Consider the following 17111-nt stretch of genomic DNA (forward strand, 5'->3'; position numbering starts at 1 on the left):
CCAGCGTCTGATGACATTCAATGTCGCCACGTCTATCACTCCTAATTTCCCCTGCTTTTAAAACAAGCAGGGTAGTGCCTACGTGGGTCAGATTTGGATGGAAATTACTGCGTTAAGTGGATCAGATTTCGACGGAATTCAACAGAAGAAGATATCGACGCCAATAAATCCGCCAGGAAGAAAATGGGGGAAAGCGTGAAATACCAGAACTGAAAGTATGGCGAAGGCTCGAAGCCCATCAATGTCTGGCCGGTAGACCAATGACCTCGTGCGTGAAGTTGATTGGGATAAACCGGGCGCGTTTACATTGCCAGAATTGATAATTGATTTAGCTACGCGCAGGAATGAAGTCAATTGGATTGGGGTTTTTAGTACGACCGGGATTATCAACTTTCCGCTCAGGTTGCCTTGCCGGCCGTTGTCAACGCCGCCTCCAGGTGACCGCATACCGCAGCTACTGAGCAGGAAGAAGGCCAGGGCATTCCCAGGGATGCGACCAACCCCTTGCACAGCCGCGCTCGATTCGCTCGCACCAACCTCGGTGCGAGCCATTGAAACAAGTTCATGGATTCCCTCTTTGATTTCTTCTTGTTTTGGTTGCGCTTCGGCCAAACCAATGTGCACGCAGTCTAATAAGAGGCGTGCCCCTTGTCACCGCTTGTGTTCAGGAAAAAATTACAAGGTCGCTGTTAAACAACAAGGCTCACACCCAATCCGGGATGCCGCATTGTTCATATTTCGGCGCCAGCATGCTTAGGGCTACTTGCCGGGGCCCCGCGCCAGGCGGCCCGCCGGGCACGTTGTGCACCGAGCGCCGCACAAACGGGATCGAGTACCCGGCCTGCGGCGCGGGCTTGAAGCTGTCTTCGCTGAGGTCGACTTGGCGCGAGCAGTTCGGGCAAATCATCACCGGAGCACTGGCACACCATTGCCACAAGACGAACCCGCGCATCGCCAACGGGAAATACGAAAAAATGCTGGCGGCCTCGCCTCAGGAGGCTGCCGCTGACGCAGGGTTGAATCAACCCCGCGCACCGGCGCACCCCATTCCCCGCTTGCCGCCGGGGCGCGTCGCTGATCAGGGGCGGCAGGGTTCTAAATACCAAATATGGTTACTTTTCATAACCATAAACGGGCAACTTGGCAAGAGTCTATTTACTTATTATTTATAACCAAATTCCCGTTACGCTCTGGTCCGTGATTGACGATTTCCGTGCAACCGCCCGGCGGCGGGTCGCGGGTGCATCGCCCAAGGGGGGAATGCCGGGTCGTTGAGCACGCCAGATCAATAACACCCAGGAGACCTCATGAAAACCCAATTGTTTGCACTCTCCGTGCTTTCGGCCGCCAGCTGCGCGGTTCAGGCCCAGAGTTCCGTCACGATTTACGGCGTGCTTGACTCGTTTCTGGAGTTGGCGTCCGCGGGCAACGGCACGGTGACGCGCATCTCCAGCGGCGGCGCCATGGGTTCGCGTTTCGGTTTTCGCGGGACGGAAGACCTGGGCGGCGGCCTGAAGGCGAATTTCGTGCTGGAAGCGGGTGTTTTGCTGGACACGGGTGCCAGCACGGGGACGGCCTTCAGCCCGACCAGCACCGTGCCGACGGGCGCCTCCTACATGTTCCAGCGCATGGCGTTTGTGGGCCTCAGCGGCGACTTCGGCGCCATCAACCTGGGCCGCCAATACACCCCGCACTTCGGCACCATGGCGGCGTTTGACCCGACCGGTTTCACCATGTCGGGGGCCTTGAACTATTACGCCGGCCCCGGCGTGGGCATCAACGGCGGCTCGCCCGCCGACGCCACCACGCGCCGCGACAACTCCATCCAGTACACCACGCCGACCTGGAGCGGCTTCAAGGGCCAGGTGTTTTATGCGCTGGGTGAGTCGACCGGCGTGGGCCAGCCCAAATCCACCGGCAACACGCTCAACATTGCGGCCGGCTACAGCAGCAGCACGCTGGCCGCGCAAATCAGCTACCTCACGGAAAAAACCGTTTACCTGATCGGCAACACCGACAAGTACACCGACTTTGCGATTTCCTACGATTTCGGGGTGATCAAGCCTTCGGCCATCTTTGTGCGCCGCCGCGGCGACGTCGTGGGAGCGCCGGCGCTGGATGCCTACCAGGTCGGCGCGTCGGCGCCCCTGGGCCCCGGCAAGCTGATCGCCACCTACGGCCAGCTCAAGAACAAGACCACGGCCAACGCGGATTCCAAGGCCTTCGGCGTGCGCTACGACTACGCGCTGTCCAAGCGCACCACGCTCTACGCCGGCGCGACCAAAATCAGCAACCAGGCCAATGCCGGCTACACCATCAGCGGCGGCGGCGGAAGCTCGCCGGGCCTGGCGCTCTCGGCCGTCGGCCAGAGCCCGAAATCGGTGTACGCGGGTATCGCGCACATGTTCTAAGCCATCAAAGCGCGCCCACCCGCTCCAGGTCGGGCCGCGCCAGCCATTCCTGCCATTCCTCAGCCAGCTGCGCGCTGGCCGCGGTCGCCGCGCTCCAGGCCTTTATCCGGCCCTGCAGGTCCGGCCCATAGCGCACGAAGTCCGTGCGGTCGGGCAGCTTGCCGTTGGGCAGCTTGTGCCTGATCCACTCCGGGTCGGGCGCCAGCAGCACCATGTTGTCGAGGAAAGGGGTGGACTTGTGGCGCCACTTGAGGCCTTTGTCCAGCCAGCCGGGCACCACGGATTTCTGGAAGTGCGGGTAGAGCACCAGGCCCGCGCCGCCCTTCGCCTCCGTGCCGTCGCCGCTCCGGTCGCTCGCGTAATTCAGGTGCAGGTGGTAGTCGGTGATGCCGCCGTCCCAGTAGGCGCCGGGCGGCCCGCCGGGCACGTTGTGCACTGAGCGCAGCACAAAGGGAATCGAGCAGCTGGCTTGCAGCGCGAGCTTGAAGTTGGTTTCGCTGAGGTCGACCTGGCGCGTGCGGTAGTCGCTGGTGGAAAACGGCAGCTTCGCGCCGGGCGTGGAAAACACCACGCGCTCCAGCCAGGCGCCCATGGCCTTGCGGTGCAGGCTGTTGGTAAGGAAGGCGCCCAGGTAGCCCACCGGCGTGGCCAGCTTGTGCTCGCGGCCCAGCATGTGGCGCCCGCGCGAGGTCACGATGTGCAGCCTGTAACGCGGGTGTTGCAGCACCTCGTGCACGCGGCCGCCGTAAAACTCTTTCAGGCTTTGCCCGAACTGCTCGCTGACGAATTCGGCGGTCGGGCGTTTCTGGCCGGGCTGCAGCTCGTAATGCTGGTGGATGTAGTCGTCCTCCAGCCGCGAGAATCCCGCGGCCGGGTCGTTCAGGCAGGCCGTGGCCATGCGCCAGGCGCCTATCGACGAGCCGACCAGATGCACGGGGTGGCCGGTTTTTGCGAGCCAGTCGCCGAAGATAAAACGGTCCAGCGCACCCAGGACCAGGCCCTTGGGCCCGCCGGCCGCACCCGGCACAACGCCGATGTCCGCAGGCTGCAGGCCGTTCTGTTCGATGTGCCGGCGCGCCTTGGGGCCGGCGTAGATGCGGAGGGCTTTCATGAAAGGTAGATTGGGCTGCGGGCGTATTGAACCATCGGGCCGGGGGCGAGGCTGTCCTTTGCGGGACGCGCCCTCCCCTACTTCTTGAGGGCCGCCAGCTTGCTGAAGGCCGACTCCATGGCCGTAGCGCCCGCGGGCTGCTGCGTACCGCCGCGCCCGCCGCCGTAGTTGCCGCCGCCGCGGTTCTGCCCGCCGGGCGGGCGCGCGCTTTCAAAACGGTTGTCGCGCGGGCCGTCCCGGCGTGCCGGCGCGGCGTCCAGCTTCATGGTCAGGCCTATGCGCTTGCGCGCCACGTCGACCTCGGTCACACGCACTTTCACGATGTCGCCGGTCTTGACGACTTCGCGCGCGTCGGTCACGAACTTGTTGGCCAGCTGGCTCACATGGACCAGGCCGTCCTGGTGCACGCCGATGTCGACAAAGGCGCCGAAGGCCGCGACGTTGCTGACCGTGCCTTCCAGCGTCATGCCTTCCTTCAGGTCCTTGATGTCTTCCACGCCGTCGTTGAAGCGCGCCACCTTGAAGTCGGGGCGCGGGTCGCGGCCGGGTTTTTCGAGCTCGGTGATGATGTCCTTGACGGTGATCACGCCGAACTGCTCATTGGCGAAGAGCTCGGGCTTCAGGGTCTTGAGCATCTCCGCGCGGCCCATGAGCTCGGCCACCGGCTTGCCGGTGTGGGCCATGATTTTTTCGACCACCGGGTAGGTTTCGGGGTGCACGCCGGTCATGTCCAGCGGATTGCTGCTGCTACGCAGGCGCAGAAAGCCCGCGCTTTGTTCAAAAGTCTTGGCGCCCAGCCCGGTCACCTTGAGCAAATCGGCGCGGGATGCAAACGCGCCGTTGGCATCACGCCAGCGCACCACCGACTTGGCGACGGTTTGCGACAGGCCCGAGACGCGGGCCAGCAGCGGCACGCTGGCGGTGTTGAGGTCCACACCCACGCTGTTCACGCAATCCTCGACCACGGTGTCCAGGCTGCGCGCCAGGTCGCTCTGGTTCACGTCGTGCTGGTACTGGCCCACGCCAATCGATTTGGGGTCGATCTTCACGAGTTCGGCGAGCGGGTCCTGCAGGCGGCGCGCGATGCTGGCCGCGCCGCGCAGGCTCACGTCCACGTCGGGCATTTCCTGCGAGGCGAACTCGCTGGCCGAGTAGACCGAGGCGCCGGCTTCGCTGACCACGACTTTTTCGATGACCTGCTCCACCTTGGCCATGCCCTTGATCAGGTCGGCGGCGAGTTTGTCGGTTTCGCGGCTGGCCGTGCCGTTGCCGATGGCGATCAGGTTGACGCCGTGTTTTTCGCAGAGCCTGGCCAGCGTGTGCAGCGAGCCGTCCCAGTCCTTGCGCGGCTCGTGCGGAAAGACGGTGGAGGTCTCCACCAGCTTGCCGGTGGCGTCGACCACCGCCACCTTGACGCCGGTGCGAATGCCCGGGTCCAGGCCCATCACCACGCGCGGGCCGGCGGGCGCCGCCAGCAGCAGGTCGCGCAGGTTGTCGGCAAACACCTTGATGGCGACTTTTTCGGCCTCTTCGCGCAGGCGGGTGAAGAGGTCGCGCTCCAGCGACAGGCTGAGCTTGACGCGCCAGGTCCAGGCCACGGCCTTGCGGATCAGGTCATCGGCCGGGCGCGCCTTGTGGCTCCAGCCCAGGTGCAGCGCGATCTTGCCTTCCGCGATGCTCGGTTTGCCGGGCTCGGCCTGCTCGGGCAGCACCAGCTTGGCGTCCAGGATCTCCAGCCCGCGGCCGCGGAACACGGCCAGCGCGCGGTGCGAAGGCACGCGGCCTATCGGCTCGTCGTAATCGAAGTAGTCGCGGAACTTGCTGTTGTCGGCGTGGTTCTCGTCCTTGCCGGTGACCAGCTTGGAGGAGAACAGCCCTTCGCTCCACAGCCAGTTGCGCAGTGACTGCACCAGGCCCGCATCTTCGGCCCAGCGCTCGCTGAGGATGTCGCGCACGCCGTCCAGCACCGCCTGCACGGTGGTGAAGTCGTCGCCGCTTTCGTTCTTATCGGCCTTCACAAAGGCCGCAGCCTCGTCGGCCGGCACCAGCGAAGGGTCGGCGAACAGCTTGTCGGCCAGCGGTTCGATGCCGGCTTCGCGCGCGATCTGGCCCTTGGTGCGGCGTCGCGGCTTGAAGGGCAGGTAAAGGTCTTCCAGGTCCTGCTTGGTGGCGGCGAACTCAAGGGCCGCGCGCAGCTCGGGCGTGAGCTTGCCCTGCTCCTCGATGCTTTTGATCACGGCTTCGCGGCGCTCCTCCAGCTCGCGCAGGTAACCGAGCCGGTGTTCGAGTTCACGCAGCTGGATGTCGTCAAGCCCGCCGGTGGCCTCCTTGCGGTAGCGCGCGATAAAGGGAACCGTGGCGCCGCCGTCGAGCAGCTCCACCGCCGTCTTGATCTGGTGTTCCTGGACTTTGATTTCTGCCGCGATCTGGCGGATGATTTTTTGCATATCGGAAAAAGGTGCTATGAGGGGCTGGAGAAATGGCTTGGAAGCTGAAACGAAAGAAACAGGGCTCAGTGTCGCAGGCCTTGGGGTCACATGGCGAACCCCACAAACTGACGCCAAGGGTCGGCATTGTCCCACAGGAAAAACGAGGGTTTGCTTCCCATAATTGGCATAAGCTGAAAAGCAATTTCTTACATTTTTCGGGAGATGGATATGCGTACTCGCACAATTTTTCTGGTGGTTGCCATTCTTCTGCTGGCCGGCTTTGCGGCGCTCAACATGGATGAGTTCACGCGCACCAGCATGCTGAGCCTGGGCTTTACCACCATCCAGGTGCCGCTGGGCCTGGTCATGTTGTTGCTGCTGGTGATCGCCACCGTGATTTTCCTGGCCACGACGCTGTACATGCAAAGCACCAACCTCATCGAAACCCGCAAGTACGCGCGCGAGCTCAACACCCAGCGCGAACTCGCCGACAAGGCCGAAGCCTCGCGCTTCACCGAACTGCGCAGCTACCTTGAAGTGCAGGCGCTGGCCGCCCAGCACCGCGAAGCCGCCGCCGCCACCGTGCTGGCCGAACGCTTCGCCCAGCAGCAGCAAGCCTTGCTGGCGCGCCTGGAGCAGTCCGACAACAGCATGGCCGCTTACATGGGCCAGCTGGAAGACCGCCTGGAGCGGCGCAACGGCATCAGCAGCCTGCAAAAAGACCACCTGACCATGCCCCTGGTGTAAGAAAGTCCGGCGTCCCGCGACCAACGGCTATGCACAGGCGCACTCCTTGCGGGGATGGCGCCTGTTTTTCAACGCCATTGGAGCCGCTGATGCCAAAGCCTTCCACGCCCCCTTCCCCACCCCGGATCAAGATCGTCACCGCAGCCGCCCTTCTGTCGGTGGCCTGCCATGCGATGGCCGCCCAAAACGCCTGCACCGCCGCATCGGGGCCGGCGGTCACCCCCGTCATGGAGCTCTACACCTCTGAAGGCTGCAGTTCCTGCCCGCCCGCCGACAAATGGCTGTCCTCGCTCAAGGGTTCGGGCATGGTGGTGCAGGCCTTCCATGTCGGTTACTGGGACTACATCGGCTGGGTAGACCGTTTTGCCGCGCCGGCCTACACCAGGCGCCAGCACGAGGTCGCCGAGCGCAACAAGCTGCGCAGCGTGTACACCCCGCAGGCGGTGCTCAACGGCAAGGACCTGCCCGCCTGGGGGCCCAGGCCGCCCGGCGGCAAGGAGCCGGCGCGCGCCGGCATCGTGCTGACGCAACTTGGGCCGGACCAGTACGAAGCCGTCGTGACGCCGGTGGCGGCGCTGCAGCTGGCACCCTCCTGGTCCGCCTACTGGACGGTGACCGAACACGGCCACAACTCGAAGGTGCAGGCCGGCGAAAACGCCGGCGAGTTCCTCAAGCACGATTTTGTCGTGCGCCAGTACACCCCGGCGGGCGACTACAAAAGCGAGGGCGCTTCGCCGCAAAAGCTCGCTTTCCGCAGCATCGCGGCAACGCCCGGCCATGAACGCCAGATCAACCTGGTGGTGTTCGACCTGAAAACCGGCCGGACGCTGCAGGCCGTGAGCTTGCAGTGCGCGGCCTGAGAGCCCATTCACGGCTTGCAGCACAATCGCTGCATGGATCCCCGGCCGACGCCCTCCCCCGTTTCACCGCCTCCCGCCCTGCGCCCACCTGAAGCCGCGGACTACCTGGCGCTGGGCGGCTGGATCAAGGATGCCGACACCTGCCTTCGCTGGGCCGGGCCCCGCCTCAAGTTCCCGTTCACGCCGGCGCGCCTGCCGCAGTTGCTGGCCGAGCCCGGCGCCAACAGCTTTGTGATGAGCCACGGATTCGCCCCGGCCCTGGGCTTCGGCCAATTCTGGATGCGTGAGCCCGGCGTCGCCCACCTGGCGCGCATCATCCTGGCCCCCGAAGCGCGCGGGCAGGGCCTGGGTACCACGCTGTGCGAACTGCTGATGGCCGAGGCCGCGCACAGCACGGGCGCCGGCGCTTTCACCTTGCGCGTGTACCGCGACAACGACCCGGCGCTGGCCATCTATGAGCGACTGGGTTTTGCCGTCGTGCCCGGCCTGTCGAATGGGCAGGTTTTTTCGATGCGCAAGCAGGCCTAGGTTTCCGGCTTCCGGGCCGCTCGCTAAACTGTGGCGCATGCCTTCTTCCCGCCCCGCGCCCCGTCTTCTCCCATGATTTCCCTGTTTCTCAAATGCCTGCTGGGCGCGCTGGCCGTGCTGCTGATCGCCCTGCTGTCCCGCTCGCGCAGCTTTGTCATTGCCGGCCTGGTGCCCTTGTTTCCAACTTTTGCGCTCATCGCGCACTACATCGTGGGCAGTGAACGCAACACCGCCGACCTGCGCGCCACCGCGCTGTTCGGCCTGTGGTCGCTGATCCCTTACGCGGCCTACCTGCTGGCGGTTTACTGGCTCAGCGTGCGCACCACGCTGACGGTGACCCTCGCCGCCGCCACCCTGGCCTGGGCCGTGGCGGCCGGTGCGCTGATGCTGGGCTGGAGCCGCGCCTACCCCGCGGCGCTTTGAAGTGAAAGCCACGTGAACAGGCTCAAAAAAATATTGCGTGGCTTGCTGCTGGCCCCCGTGGCCCTGTTCCTGCTGTTCGAGGAATGGGGCTGGGAGCCCCTGGCGGCCGCCTTCGCGGCGCTTGGCCGGCTGCCCTGGTGGGCGCGGCTGGAACGCTTTATCACGGGCCTGCCGCCCTGGGCCGCGCTGCTGGCCTTCGGCGTGCCGGTGCTCGCGCTGATTCCCATCAAGCTGCTGGCGCTTTACCTCTTCGGCCAGGGCCATATCACCCTGGGCCTGGGCTTGATTCTTGCTGCAAAGCTGGCGGGAACGGCGATGGCGGCCCGCCTTTTCCAGCTGACGCAGCCCGCGCTGATGCGCATGGCCTGGTTTGCGCGGCTGTATACGCCCTGGAAAGCCTGGAAAGACAAAATCATCGCGCAAGCCCGCGCCTCCTGGCCCTGGCGCATGGCGCGGCGCCTCAAGACGCGGGTCAAAGTGGCGGGCGCCAGGCTGCTGGCGGCGCTCAAGGCCGTGTTTTCGTAAGGCCGAGGTTCACCGGAATTTTTCACGCCATGTTCAACCTCTTCAAACCCCCTTTGTACATACGCCTGTCGCCTGTGCGCCTCACGGTGCGCAACGCCAAAACCGGCGCCTTTGTCTCCGAAGTGCCCGAAATCGCCATCTCGCGCGGGCCCAAGCCCAAGGTGCTGGGCGTGGGCGACGAAGCGGCCCTTTACAAATCCAGCAAGTCGGCGCTGGTGAGCAACCCTTTCAGCCACCCGCGCTCGCTGATGTCCGACTTCACACTGGGCCAGCAGGTGCTCAAGGCCTTTGTGAAAAAGCTGCCCAAAAGCCGAGCCCTGGCTGCGGCGCCCCGCGTGGTATTCCATCTCCAGGGCGATCCGGCCGGCGGCTTTACGCAGGTGGAGATACGCGCCTTCCATGAAATGGCACTGGGCGCGGGCGCCTCGGAAGTCACGATCTGGCAAGGCCAGGACCTGACGGATGAGCAGGTACTGTCGCGCGACTACCCACCCACGGGCCGGGTGCTCGAGTGAAAGCGGGGCCGGGCGACCTGCGCGCGCTGACGCGCGAGTTTCCCCATGCGGGCCGGCTTGAACAGATATTTTTGAGGCCCGCCCGGCGCGTTCCGGTGCTGGCCGTAGAGAGCGCCACGGCGCTCGCGGGGCACGGACTTGAGGGCGACCGCAGCGCCAGCGGCGCGCCAGGCGGCAAACGCCAGGTCACGCTGATGCAGGCGGAGCACCTGCCTGTGCTGGCCTCCCTCGCGCGGCTGGAAGCCGTGAACGCCGCGGACCTTCGCCGCAACCTTGTGGTGTCGGGCCTGAACCTGCTGGCCGCCAAATCGCTGTTCAAGGACCAGCCCATGGTGCTGCGTTTAGGCCCCGTGGTGCTGGAAATCACCGGCCCCTGCGAGCCCTGCTCGCGCATGGACGAAGTGCTGGGCGCCGGCGGCTACAACATGATGCGCGGCCATGGCGGGCTGACGGCGCGCGTGCTGCAGGGCGGCCTGCTGCGGGTGGGTGATGCTGTGGTTTGCGAACGGGCCTGAGCGCAAGGCGCTAGCCGGTTCGGCCAAACCGTGGAGCAGCATGGGTATTTGCCATGCTTCATACTGGCCTGCCATTCACTCACCGCCCTGCCCGCCTCCATGACTAAAACCTCGGTCGACAAGCACAAAATCAAGTTCCTGCTGCTGGAGGGCATACACCCCTCCGCCGTGGAGGTTCTCAAGGCCGCGGGTTATTCCAACATCGAAAGCCTGTCCGGCGCCCTGCCCGACGACGAGCTCAAGGCCAAGATCGCCGACGTGCATTTTGTCGGCATACGCTCGCGCACCCAGCTCACGGCCGAGGTCTTTGCCCGGGCCGGCAAGCTAGCCGCCGTCGGCTGCTTTTGCATAGGCACCAACCAGGTTGATCTCAATGCGGCCCGTGAACGCGGCATCGCGGTGTTCAATGCGCCCTTTTCCAACACGCGTTCGGTGGCCGAACTGGTGCTGGCCGAGGCGATCCTGCTGCTGCGCGGCGTGCCCGAAAAAAGCGCGGTCGCGCACCGCGGCGGTTGGCTCAAGTCGGCCGACAACGCCTATGAAATCCGCGGCAAGACCCTGGGCATCGTCGGCTACGGTTCCATCGGCACGCAGCTCTCGGTGCTGGCCGAGGCGCTGGGCATGCATGTCGTGTTCTTCGACGTCGTCACCAAGCTGCCCCTGGGCAATGCCCGCCAGGTCGGCCAGCTCAAGGATTTGCTGGCCCAGTCCGACGTGGTCAGCCTGCACGTGCCTGAAACCCAGGCCACGCAGTGGATGATGGGCGCGGCCGAGATCGCGGCGATGAAACCCGGCGGCGTGCTGATCAATGCCTCACGCGGCACGGTGGTGGAGATCGAGCCGCTGGCCGAAGCCCTGAAAAACAAGAAGCTGCTGGGCGCCGCGATCGACGTCTTCCCGGTCGAGCCGCGCAGCAACAAGGACATCTTCGAGTCACCCCTGCGCGGCCTGGACAACGTGATCCTGACACCGCACGTGGGCGGCTCCACCATGGAAGCCCAGGAAAACATCGGCATCGAAGTCGCCGAAAAACTCGTCAAGTACAGCGACAACGGCACCTCAACCTCTTCCGTCAACTTCCCCGAAGTCGCGCTGCCCGCCCACCCCGGCAAACACCGCCTGCTGCACATCCACCGCAACGTGCCCGGCGTGCTGTCGGAGATCAACAAGGTGTTCGCCAGCAACGGCATCAACATCGCCTCGCAGTACCTGCAGACCAACGAGGCTGTGGGCTACGTCGTGATCGACATCGACGCAGCCCACTCCGACATGGCGCTGGCCAAGCTGGCCGAGGTGCCGGGGACGATTCGCAGCCGCGTGTTGTTCTAGGCTTACTGCGCGGGGGCAGCCGGCACCTGCAAGCCCAGCAGGTCCGCCAGCGCGGCCGTCGGCAAGGCTCCTTCCCGTGAGACCACCGCACCGGTCTGGGCATGGGTGCCGACGATGCTGGGGATCGCGGTGAAGCCCAGGCGGTTCAGGAGCGCCGTGTTTTTGGCGACGGCGTCTTTTTTGCTGTCGGTGTTGCTGCCCGCGCTGATGCCGCCGCGCCCTGCTTTCAGGGAAGTTTCATGTTCGTCCATGGCGGCTATCGGGTCGCCGGCGGCCAGCAGGGTGGCGCCTTGCGCGGTGCTGGCGGCGTTCAGCAGGCCGACGGGGATCCAGACAAACTTGGCCTGGGACTTGAGCGGCTTGGCGGATTCCCACAGCACCGCACAGTGCGGGCACTGCGCGTCGAAGAAGATATAGACGGTGCGCTTGCTCATTTGCGAGCCGACGACAAAACCCTGGGCTTCGGCCGCGATGGCTTCGACCGAGATGGGGGCGGCCGTCGCGGCTTTTTGCGCGGCGGTTTCGGGGGCGTCGTTGCAGCCGGCGAGCAGCAAGGCGCAGGCCGTGAGCACGGCGGCAAGGAGTGAGGGCAAGGGTTTGAACATGGTGGCGGCCATCAGTGAACGAAAGCGCAAGAATAACTGAGGCCGCTTACCTGGACAGCGCGTCCGCCAATTCCCCCGCCAGCATGAAGAACTCGGGCGAGCGCAGCACCGACACATGGGTGGCGTTCATCGCATAGGTCACACGGGTCTTGACGCCGCGGGCCTGCAGGGCTCTCACGTAGCTTTCGCTGAAGAGGGGCAAGGTGTTTTCGTCCTTGTTGCCGACGACCAGGCTGATCAGCGTGGCGGGCGGCACCTTGCCGGCCTCGGCCAGCGGCGACAGGCTGGTCCAGGCGCCCTTCTTGCCGGCCGAGTTGCCACGCCACTGGCGCCAGGCGGGCACATCGCAGGGGCAGCCGGCCAGCAGGTAGGCATCGGCGCTGCCAGGGAAGCGGGCGGCCAGCAGGGCCGCCGTGGCCGCGCCGCCCGAATGGCCGACCAGCAGGATTTTTTTGGCCGGATTCAAGCTGCGCAACTGGGCCAGCGCATCGGAGACGATGCCGACGTTTTGCGTTGTGTAATCGTCGTCGCCGGGGCCGGACTGGCCGTCCGACGTGCCCAGCTCGCTGCGGTAGCCGGGGCGCTGCACCGCCACCGTGACGGCCTGGAGCTTTTCCGCGAGCATGGCGGCCGCGCCGCTGTCGGCCTTCAGCTCCGTGCGCCCGCCGTTATCGCCATGCAGGAAAACGACCAGCACCCTGGGCGTGACCCGGGCGGATGCCTGCGCGGGCTGCAGCGTGCGTATGACCAGGCAATGCCGGCTGTTCCCTGCCCGCTCCACGCCGTCGGCCTTTTTGCCGTCGGGGCATGTGGCCTGCTGGGCGAAGGCTACCCAAGGCAAGCCGGCCAGCAGCAGGCCGGCAACAGCCAGGCAAACGCGCCGCATCAGGCGCCGCGCAAGGCGGCTTTCAGTTGCTGGCCGATTTCGGGCTTGTCGGCAAAGGGGTCGGTCGGGTTGCGCGCCTGCAGCACGTCTTCGAGCCGCGTCTGCACCGACTGGATGGCCTTGGGGTGGCTGTAGATATAAAACTTGTTGTTTGCGATGGCGTCGAACACCAGCTTTGCCACGTCTTCGGCCGTGACTTTGCCGGAGCCCACGGCCTTGCCGGTCATGGCTTGCTGGATCATCTGGCTTTTGGTGGGCTTGTCCGCGCCCAACTCGGCCGGGCGGTTGCGGTGGCTCATGCCTATGCCGGTGGCCACAAAGAAAGGGCACAGCACCGAGGCGCCGACCTGGTCGGTGACCAGGCCCAGGTCCTGGTACAGGGTTTCGCTCAAGGACACCACGGCGTGCTTGCTGACGTTGTAGACGCCCATATTGGGCGGGTTCAGCAGGCCGGCCATGCTGGCGGTGTTGACGATGTGGCCTTGCCAGGCCGGGTCTTTGGCGGCGGCTTCGAGCATCATGGGGGTGAAGATGCGCACGCCGTGCACCACGCCCATGACGTTGACGCCCATCACCCATTCCCAGTCCTTGAGGCTGTTTTCCCAGATCAGGCCGCCCGCGCCCACGCCGGCGTTGTTGAAGACGAAGTGCGGCGCGCCGAAGCGCTCGAACACGGCTTTGCCCATGGCCTCCATCTGCGCGGCGCTGGAAACGTCGAGCTTGAAGGACAGCACCTGGGCGCCGGCGGCCTTCATTTCCGCTTCGGCCTTGTCCAGCGCGTCCTGCTGCACGTCGACCAGCACCAGGTTCATGCCGAGCTTGGCACCCAGGCGCGCGCATTCCAGGCCGAAGCCCGAGCCCGCGCCGGTCAGCACCGCCGTTTTGCCTTTGAAGTCCGTGATCATTGCGTGTCTTTCTTGATGGCTTGAATGGGAAAATTGTCCCTGAGGCCCGCCGCGGCAGCTGTCACTCAGGCAACTCAGTCAACTCAGGCAACTCGCAGCATTTCGATGTGCGGTATGCCGTCTTCGATGTAGGGCTCGCCGTTTTGCACAAAACCGTGCTGCTCGTAGAACTTTTCCAGCCGCGCCTGGGCGCCTATGCGTATGGCTTGCGGCCCCCAGTGCGCCTGCAGGCGGTCCACCGCCTCCTTCATCAGCACGTGGCCGATGCCGCCGCCGCGCGCCGAGGCATGCGTGACGACCCGGCCTATGCTGGCTTCGGCAAACTTCACGCCGGCGGCAAAGCAGCGCGCATAGGCGGCAAGCCGGCCGTCGCGCTCGCCCAGCAAGTGCATGGCCTCGGTATCGGCGCCGTCCAGGTCCAGGAAGGCGCAGGCCTGTTCGAGCACAAAAACCTCGCTGCGCAGTTGCAGCAGGTCGTAAAGCTCCAGCGTGGTCAGCGCGCTGAAAGGGACAAAACGCCACGTGATGATGCCGCTCATGCCGGGATAGCCGCTTTCAATGAATAGCCTATGCGCGGGAAATGCACGTGCACGGTGCCGGCGCGCGGGTCTGTGCGGCGCAGCGTGTAGTGCATGCGCGTGGCGGCGATCAGCTCGCCTTCGGTGGGCTCGGGGCCGAAGCTTTCGCTGGTGACCAGCACCTGGCTGCCCAGCGGGATGCCGTGTTCGTCCTGGAAGATGTCGTCGTGCATGGGCGCGGGGGCGTTGGCGGCTGCGGTCGCGATGGCGTCGGCGGGGCTGGATGTCTCAAATGTGCCGTGGCCTATGGCGGCCATTCGGTCCATCCAGTCCAGCACGGCCGGCGTGAGTTTGAGGATGCCCGCGAGCACCGGGGTCTGCACCCGCGTGAACCACAGCGGATGGTACATCGCGAAATCGGCGATGCAGGGGACCTCGCCGAGCAGGAAGGGCCTGTCGTCCAGCATGTCGGAGATGCGGCGCAGGTAGGACTTGTAGGCCGCCGCGGCATCTGTGGAGCGGATGCGCGCCATGCCGAAACTCATGGCCTTGCGGTCTTCGCCGAAGGCGCGCGCGGCTTCGGGCGGTGCTTTTTCGAAAATCTGGGCGATTCCCTTGGGCTGGGTGTTGTAGGCCATGGAGGTCCAGAACAGCGTGTTGTCGGCCCAGTGCGCCAGCGTGCGCGCCAGGCCCTTGCTGGGCTCGGGGTACACGGATGGCTCGGGCTGCAAGTGTTCGAGCACGTCGCTGATCAGCGCGGTGTCGCAGTAAATGTCGGCGCCTATCTGCAGGATGGGTGTCTTGCGGTAGCCGCCCGTGAGCGCCACCACGTCGGGCTTGGGCATGATCATCGGGATGATGACGGACTTCCAGGGCAGGTTTTTGTAGCCCAGCATCAGCCGCGTTTTTTCGGCGAAGGGCGACGTGGGGTAGTGGTGAAGGATCAGCTCGCTCATGGGTGTCTCCGATTATTTTGTTGGCTTCAGCGCGGCATGGCGCGGGCGATGATGGCGTCGAAATCCGTGCCCGCGCCCAGCGTGCCGAAGGACTGGCCCCAGTTGCCGGCCAGGCGCGAATCGCAAAAGGCGCTGAAGACGGCCGCGGGCGCCGTCTGCTGCAGCAGCGCGGCCTGCACCGCGAGCGCCACGTCCTGCGCCAGGCGGCGCGCCTCGATTTCCGTCGCCATCTCCTCGATGCGTGTGGGCAGGGCGGCGGCCAGCTTTTCCAGCGCCGGGTGCGCGCCTTTGGCGACGGACAGCTCCTGCGCCAGCGCGGCCACGGCGTCGGCCTTGCGCAGGGCGCGCAGCAGGTCCAGCGCCATGATGTTGCCCGCGCCTTCCCAGATGGAGTTCAGCGGCATCTCGCGGTAGATGCGGGCCATGACGCCTTCGCCGCCCTCCTCCACATAGCCGTTGCCGCCCAGGCATTCCATGGCCTCCTGCGCGAAGTGGCTGCCGCGCTTGCAGATCCAGAATTTGGCGACCGGCGTCAGCAGGCGCGCCATGGCGGCCTCGTGGGCATCACCCGGGCGGTCGAAGGCGCGCGCCAGGCGCATGGCCAGCGCGGTGGCGGCTTCGGATTCGAGCGCCAGGTCGGCCAGCACGTTGCGCATCAGCGGCTGGTCCACCAGCAGTTTGCCGAAGGCCTTGCGCTGCGAGGTGTGGTTGAGCGCCAAGGCCAGCGCCTGGCGCATCAGGCCGCTGGTGCCCAGCGCGCAATCCAGCCGCGTCATGGTGCCCATCTCGAGGATTTGCGGGATGCCCCGGCCCTCCTCTCCGACCAGCCAGGCCTGGGCGTTCTCAAACTCCACTTCGGAACTGGCGTTGGCCTTGTTGCCGAGCTTGTCCTTGAGGCGCTGGATGCGGATGGCGTTGAGGCTGCCGTCGGGCAATACACGTGGCAGGAAAAAGCAGGAGAGCCCGCTCTTCGCCTGGGCCAGCACCAGAAAAGCGTCGCACATGGGCGCCGAGAAAAACCATTTGTGGCCGGTGAGGGCATAGCGCTCGCCCCAGCCGTCGCGGCCCACGGGCTCGGCCCGCGTGGTGTTGGCCCGCACGTCGGAGCCGCCCTGCTTTTCCGTCATGCCCATGCCCATGGTGAGGCCGGCCTTGGCCTGCCAGGGCTTGAGTTCGGGGTCGTAGGCGCGGCTGGCCAGCTTGGGCCCCCAGTCGGCGTAGATGGCCGTGTTGCCGCGCAGCGCGGGCGTGGCCGCGTAACTCATGGAGATGGGGCACAGGGTCGAGGGTTCCAGCTCGGTGAACAGCATGAAGCCTGCGGCGCGTTCGACGTGCGGGGAGCCCGGGGAGCCCTCACCCCTGCCCTCTCCCAGAGGGAGAGGGAGTAAAACCGGGGAAGCCGTCGCCCCTCCTACTCCCTCTCCCCCCGGGAGAGGGTCAGGGTGAGGGCTCCCCCACGGCGTGCCGTGCAAACCCGAACCGGTCGCGAGCTTCATGAGTTCGTGATAGCTGGGATGAAACTCCACCTGGTCCACACGCCGCCCGAAACGGTCATGGCTGTGCAGCACCGGCCCATGCACATTGGCCAGCCGCGCATGCGCCTGCATGGCGCTGCTGCCCAGCGCGGCGCCCAGCCGGCCCAGTTCAGCCGTGTCCAGTGCCGGCGCATTGAACTTCAGCGCATCGCGCAGCGGCCGGTTGGTGGCGAACAGGTTGTAGTCCGCGAGCGGCGCCGGCTGGTTGAAGACTTCATGGGTGGGGCTCATCACTTTCCTTTCCACAGCCGGGTTCGATCACGGTGCGTGAATGTAGTGACTCTTCATGCCAACCGGGGCCGCGGGACTGGCT

Annotated in this window: 19 protein-coding genes; 10 read left to right on the plus strand and 9 right to left on the minus strand. The window is 65.4% G+C overall.

The window, feature by feature from the left end:
• Positions 1-138 precede the first annotated feature (138 nt).
• Positions 139-612, minus strand: coding sequence for an acyltransferase family protein (locus tag ACLV74_RS10065; RefSeq protein WP_411879357.1), 474 nt, complete (start codon positions 610-612; stop codon positions 139-141).
• A 242-nt stretch (positions 613-854) separates the two neighbouring features.
• Here ACLV74_RS10065 and ACLV74_RS10070 point away from each other — a divergent pair, with 242 nt between their 5' ends.
• Positions 855-1172 (plus strand): hypothetical protein, encoded by a 318-nt coding sequence (locus ACLV74_RS10070; RefSeq protein WP_411879257.1) that lies wholly within the window; start codon positions 855-857, stop codon positions 1170-1172.
• A gap of 135 nt (positions 1173-1307) precedes the next feature.
• Positions 1308-2411 (plus strand): porin, encoded by a 1104-nt coding sequence (locus tag ACLV74_RS10075; protein WP_411879258.1) that lies wholly within the window; start codon positions 1308-1310, stop codon positions 2409-2411.
• Between the two features lie 4 nt (positions 2412-2415).
• On the opposite strand, the gene ACLV74_RS10080 is transcribed toward ACLV74_RS10075, so the two are convergent.
• Complete coding sequence (locus ACLV74_RS10080) at positions 2416-3522, minus strand: patatin-like phospholipase family protein (RefSeq protein WP_411879259.1); 1107 nt, start codon at positions 3520-3522, stop codon at positions 2416-2418.
• Positions 3523-3599: 77 nt separating this feature from the next.
• On the minus strand, positions 3600-5969 hold the full coding sequence (locus tag ACLV74_RS10085) for a Tex family protein (protein ID WP_411879260.1): 2370 nt from the start codon (positions 5967-5969) through the stop codon (positions 3600-3602).
• Between the two features lie 210 nt (positions 5970-6179).
• Here ACLV74_RS10085 and ACLV74_RS10090 point away from each other — a divergent pair, with 210 nt between their 5' ends.
• From ACLV74_RS10090 to serA, 8 genes are all read left to right on the plus strand, one after another.
• Positions 6180-6698 carry a hypothetical protein gene (locus ACLV74_RS10090; RefSeq protein ID WP_411879261.1) on the plus strand — a complete coding sequence of 173 codons (519 nt, stop codon included), beginning with the start codon at positions 6180-6182 and terminating at the stop codon, positions 6696-6698.
• Positions 6699-6787: 89 nt separating this feature from the next.
• The gene (locus ACLV74_RS10095) at positions 6788-7558 is read left to right on the plus strand and encodes a DUF1223 domain-containing protein (RefSeq protein WP_411879262.1); all 771 of its coding nucleotides are present in this window, start codon (positions 6788-6790) and stop codon (positions 7556-7558) included.
• Between the two features lie 33 nt (positions 7559-7591).
• Positions 7592-8086 carry a GNAT family N-acetyltransferase gene (locus tag ACLV74_RS10100; RefSeq protein ID WP_411879263.1) on the plus strand — a complete coding sequence of 165 codons (495 nt, stop codon included), beginning with the start codon at positions 7592-7594 and terminating at the stop codon, positions 8084-8086.
• Positions 8087-8158: 72 nt separating this feature from the next.
• The gene (locus ACLV74_RS10105; protein WP_411879264.1) at positions 8159-8509 is read left to right on the plus strand and encodes a GlpM family protein; all 351 of its coding nucleotides are present in this window, start codon (positions 8159-8161) and stop codon (positions 8507-8509) included.
• A gap of 12 nt (positions 8510-8521) precedes the next feature.
• Positions 8522-9034 carry a hypothetical protein gene (locus ACLV74_RS10110; protein WP_411879265.1) on the plus strand — a complete coding sequence of 171 codons (513 nt, stop codon included), beginning with the start codon at positions 8522-8524 and terminating at the stop codon, positions 9032-9034.
• Positions 9035-9063: 29 nt separating this feature from the next.
• Complete coding sequence (locus tag ACLV74_RS10115) at positions 9064-9549, plus strand: rod shape-determining protein (protein WP_411879266.1); 486 nt, start codon at positions 9064-9066, stop codon at positions 9547-9549.
• Positions 9546-10064, plus strand: coding sequence for an MOSC domain-containing protein (locus ACLV74_RS10120; protein ID WP_411879267.1), 519 nt, complete (start codon positions 9546-9548; stop codon positions 10062-10064). The genes ACLV74_RS10115 and ACLV74_RS10120 overlap by 4 nt, the downstream gene beginning before the upstream one ends.
• Before the next feature lie 99 nt (positions 10065-10163).
• The gene (gene serA, locus ACLV74_RS10125) at positions 10164-11393 is read left to right on the plus strand and encodes a phosphoglycerate dehydrogenase (RefSeq protein ID WP_411879268.1); all 1230 of its coding nucleotides are present in this window, start codon (positions 10164-10166) and stop codon (positions 11391-11393) included.
• A 2-nt stretch (positions 11394-11395) separates the two neighbouring features.
• Here the strand turns inward: serA and ACLV74_RS10130 are convergent, their stop codons facing one another.
• The 6 genes from ACLV74_RS10130 to ACLV74_RS10155 form a co-directional block, all read right to left on the minus strand.
• Complete coding sequence (locus tag ACLV74_RS10130) at positions 11396-11998, minus strand: thioredoxin fold domain-containing protein (protein ID WP_411879269.1); 603 nt, start codon at positions 11996-11998, stop codon at positions 11396-11398.
• A gap of 46 nt (positions 11999-12044) precedes the next feature.
• Positions 12045-12884: an alpha/beta hydrolase family protein gene (locus tag ACLV74_RS10135; protein ID WP_411879270.1), complete on the minus strand. Its 840-nt coding sequence runs from the start codon at positions 12882-12884 to the stop codon at positions 12045-12047.
• Positions 12884-13789, minus strand: a complete 906-nt coding sequence (locus ACLV74_RS10140) for an SDR family oxidoreductase (RefSeq protein ID WP_411879271.1) — start codon at positions 13787-13789, stop codon at positions 12884-12886. The genes ACLV74_RS10135 and ACLV74_RS10140 overlap by 1 nt, the downstream gene beginning before the upstream one ends.
• Before the next feature lie 83 nt (positions 13790-13872).
• Positions 13873-14328, minus strand: a complete 456-nt coding sequence (locus ACLV74_RS10145; RefSeq protein ID WP_411879272.1) for a GNAT family N-acetyltransferase — start codon at positions 14326-14328, stop codon at positions 13873-13875.
• A complete protein-coding gene (locus tag ACLV74_RS10150) occupies positions 14325-15263 on the minus strand; it encodes a glutathione S-transferase family protein (protein WP_411879273.1) in 939 nt (312 codons plus the stop codon). The genes ACLV74_RS10145 and ACLV74_RS10150 overlap by 4 nt, the downstream gene beginning before the upstream one ends.
• 26 nt (positions 15264-15289) lie before the next feature.
• Positions 15290-17029, minus strand: coding sequence for an acyl-CoA dehydrogenase family protein (locus tag ACLV74_RS10155; RefSeq protein WP_411879274.1), 1740 nt, complete (start codon positions 17027-17029; stop codon positions 15290-15292).
• Between the last annotated feature and the right edge of the window lie 82 nt (positions 17030-17111).

Origin of the sequence: Polaromonas sp. YR568 (genome assembly GCF_943369415.1) — a bacterium.
Lineage (GTDB): Bacteria > Pseudomonadota > Gammaproteobacteria > Burkholderiales > Burkholderiaceae_C > Polaromonas.

What these genes read in the sequence shown, in the direction of transcription:
- ACLV74_RS10135 (WP_411879270.1), bottom strand. Translation starts at nt 12,884, where the DNA reads ATGCGGCGCGTTTGCCTGGCTGTTGCCGGCCTGCTGCTGGCCGGCTTG.
- ACLV74_RS10085 (WP_411879260.1), bottom strand. Translation starts at nt 5,969, where the DNA reads ATGCAAAAAATCATCCGCCAGATCGCGGCAGAAATCAAAGTCCAGGAA.
- ACLV74_RS10075 (WP_411879258.1), top strand. Translation starts at nt 1,308, where the DNA reads ATGAAAACCCAATTGTTTGCACTCTCCGTGCTTTCGGCCGCCAGCTGC.
- ACLV74_RS10115 (WP_411879266.1), top strand. Translation starts at nt 9,064, where the DNA reads ATGTTCAACCTCTTCAAACCCCCTTTGTACATACGCCTGTCGCCTGTG.
- ACLV74_RS10140 (WP_411879271.1), bottom strand. Translation starts at nt 13,789, where the DNA reads ATGATCACGGACTTCAAAGGCAAAACGGCGGTGCTGACCGGCGCGGGC.
- ACLV74_RS10150 (WP_411879273.1), bottom strand. Translation starts at nt 15,263, where the DNA reads ATGAGCGAGCTGATCCTTCACCACTACCCCACGTCGCCCTTCGCCGAA.
- ACLV74_RS10080 (WP_411879259.1), bottom strand. Translation starts at nt 3,522, where the DNA reads ATGAAAGCCCTCCGCATCTACGCCGGCCCCAAGGCGCGCCGGCACATC.
- ACLV74_RS10100 (WP_411879263.1), top strand. Translation starts at nt 7,592, where the DNA reads ATGGATCCCCGGCCGACGCCCTCCCCCGTTTCACCGCCTCCCGCCCTG.
- ACLV74_RS10095 (WP_411879262.1), top strand. Translation starts at nt 6,788, where the DNA reads ATGCCAAAGCCTTCCACGCCCCCTTCCCCACCCCGGATCAAGATCGTC.
- ACLV74_RS10130 (WP_411879269.1), bottom strand. Translation starts at nt 11,998, where the DNA reads ATGTTCAAACCCTTGCCCTCACTCCTTGCCGCCGTGCTCACGGCCTGC.
- ACLV74_RS10155 (WP_411879274.1), bottom strand. Translation starts at nt 17,029, where the DNA reads ATGAGCCCCACCCATGAAGTCTTCAACCAGCCGGCGCCGCTCGCGGAC.
- ACLV74_RS10145 (WP_411879272.1), bottom strand. Translation starts at nt 14,328, where the DNA reads ATGAGCGGCATCATCACGTGGCGTTTTGTCCCTTTCAGCGCGCTGACC.
- serA (WP_411879268.1), top strand. Translation starts at nt 10,164, where the DNA reads ATGACTAAAACCTCGGTCGACAAGCACAAAATCAAGTTCCTGCTGCTG.
- ACLV74_RS10105 (WP_411879264.1), top strand. Translation starts at nt 8,159, where the DNA reads ATGATTTCCCTGTTTCTCAAATGCCTGCTGGGCGCGCTGGCCGTGCTG.
- ACLV74_RS10090 (WP_411879261.1), top strand. Translation starts at nt 6,180, where the DNA reads ATGCGTACTCGCACAATTTTTCTGGTGGTTGCCATTCTTCTGCTGGCC.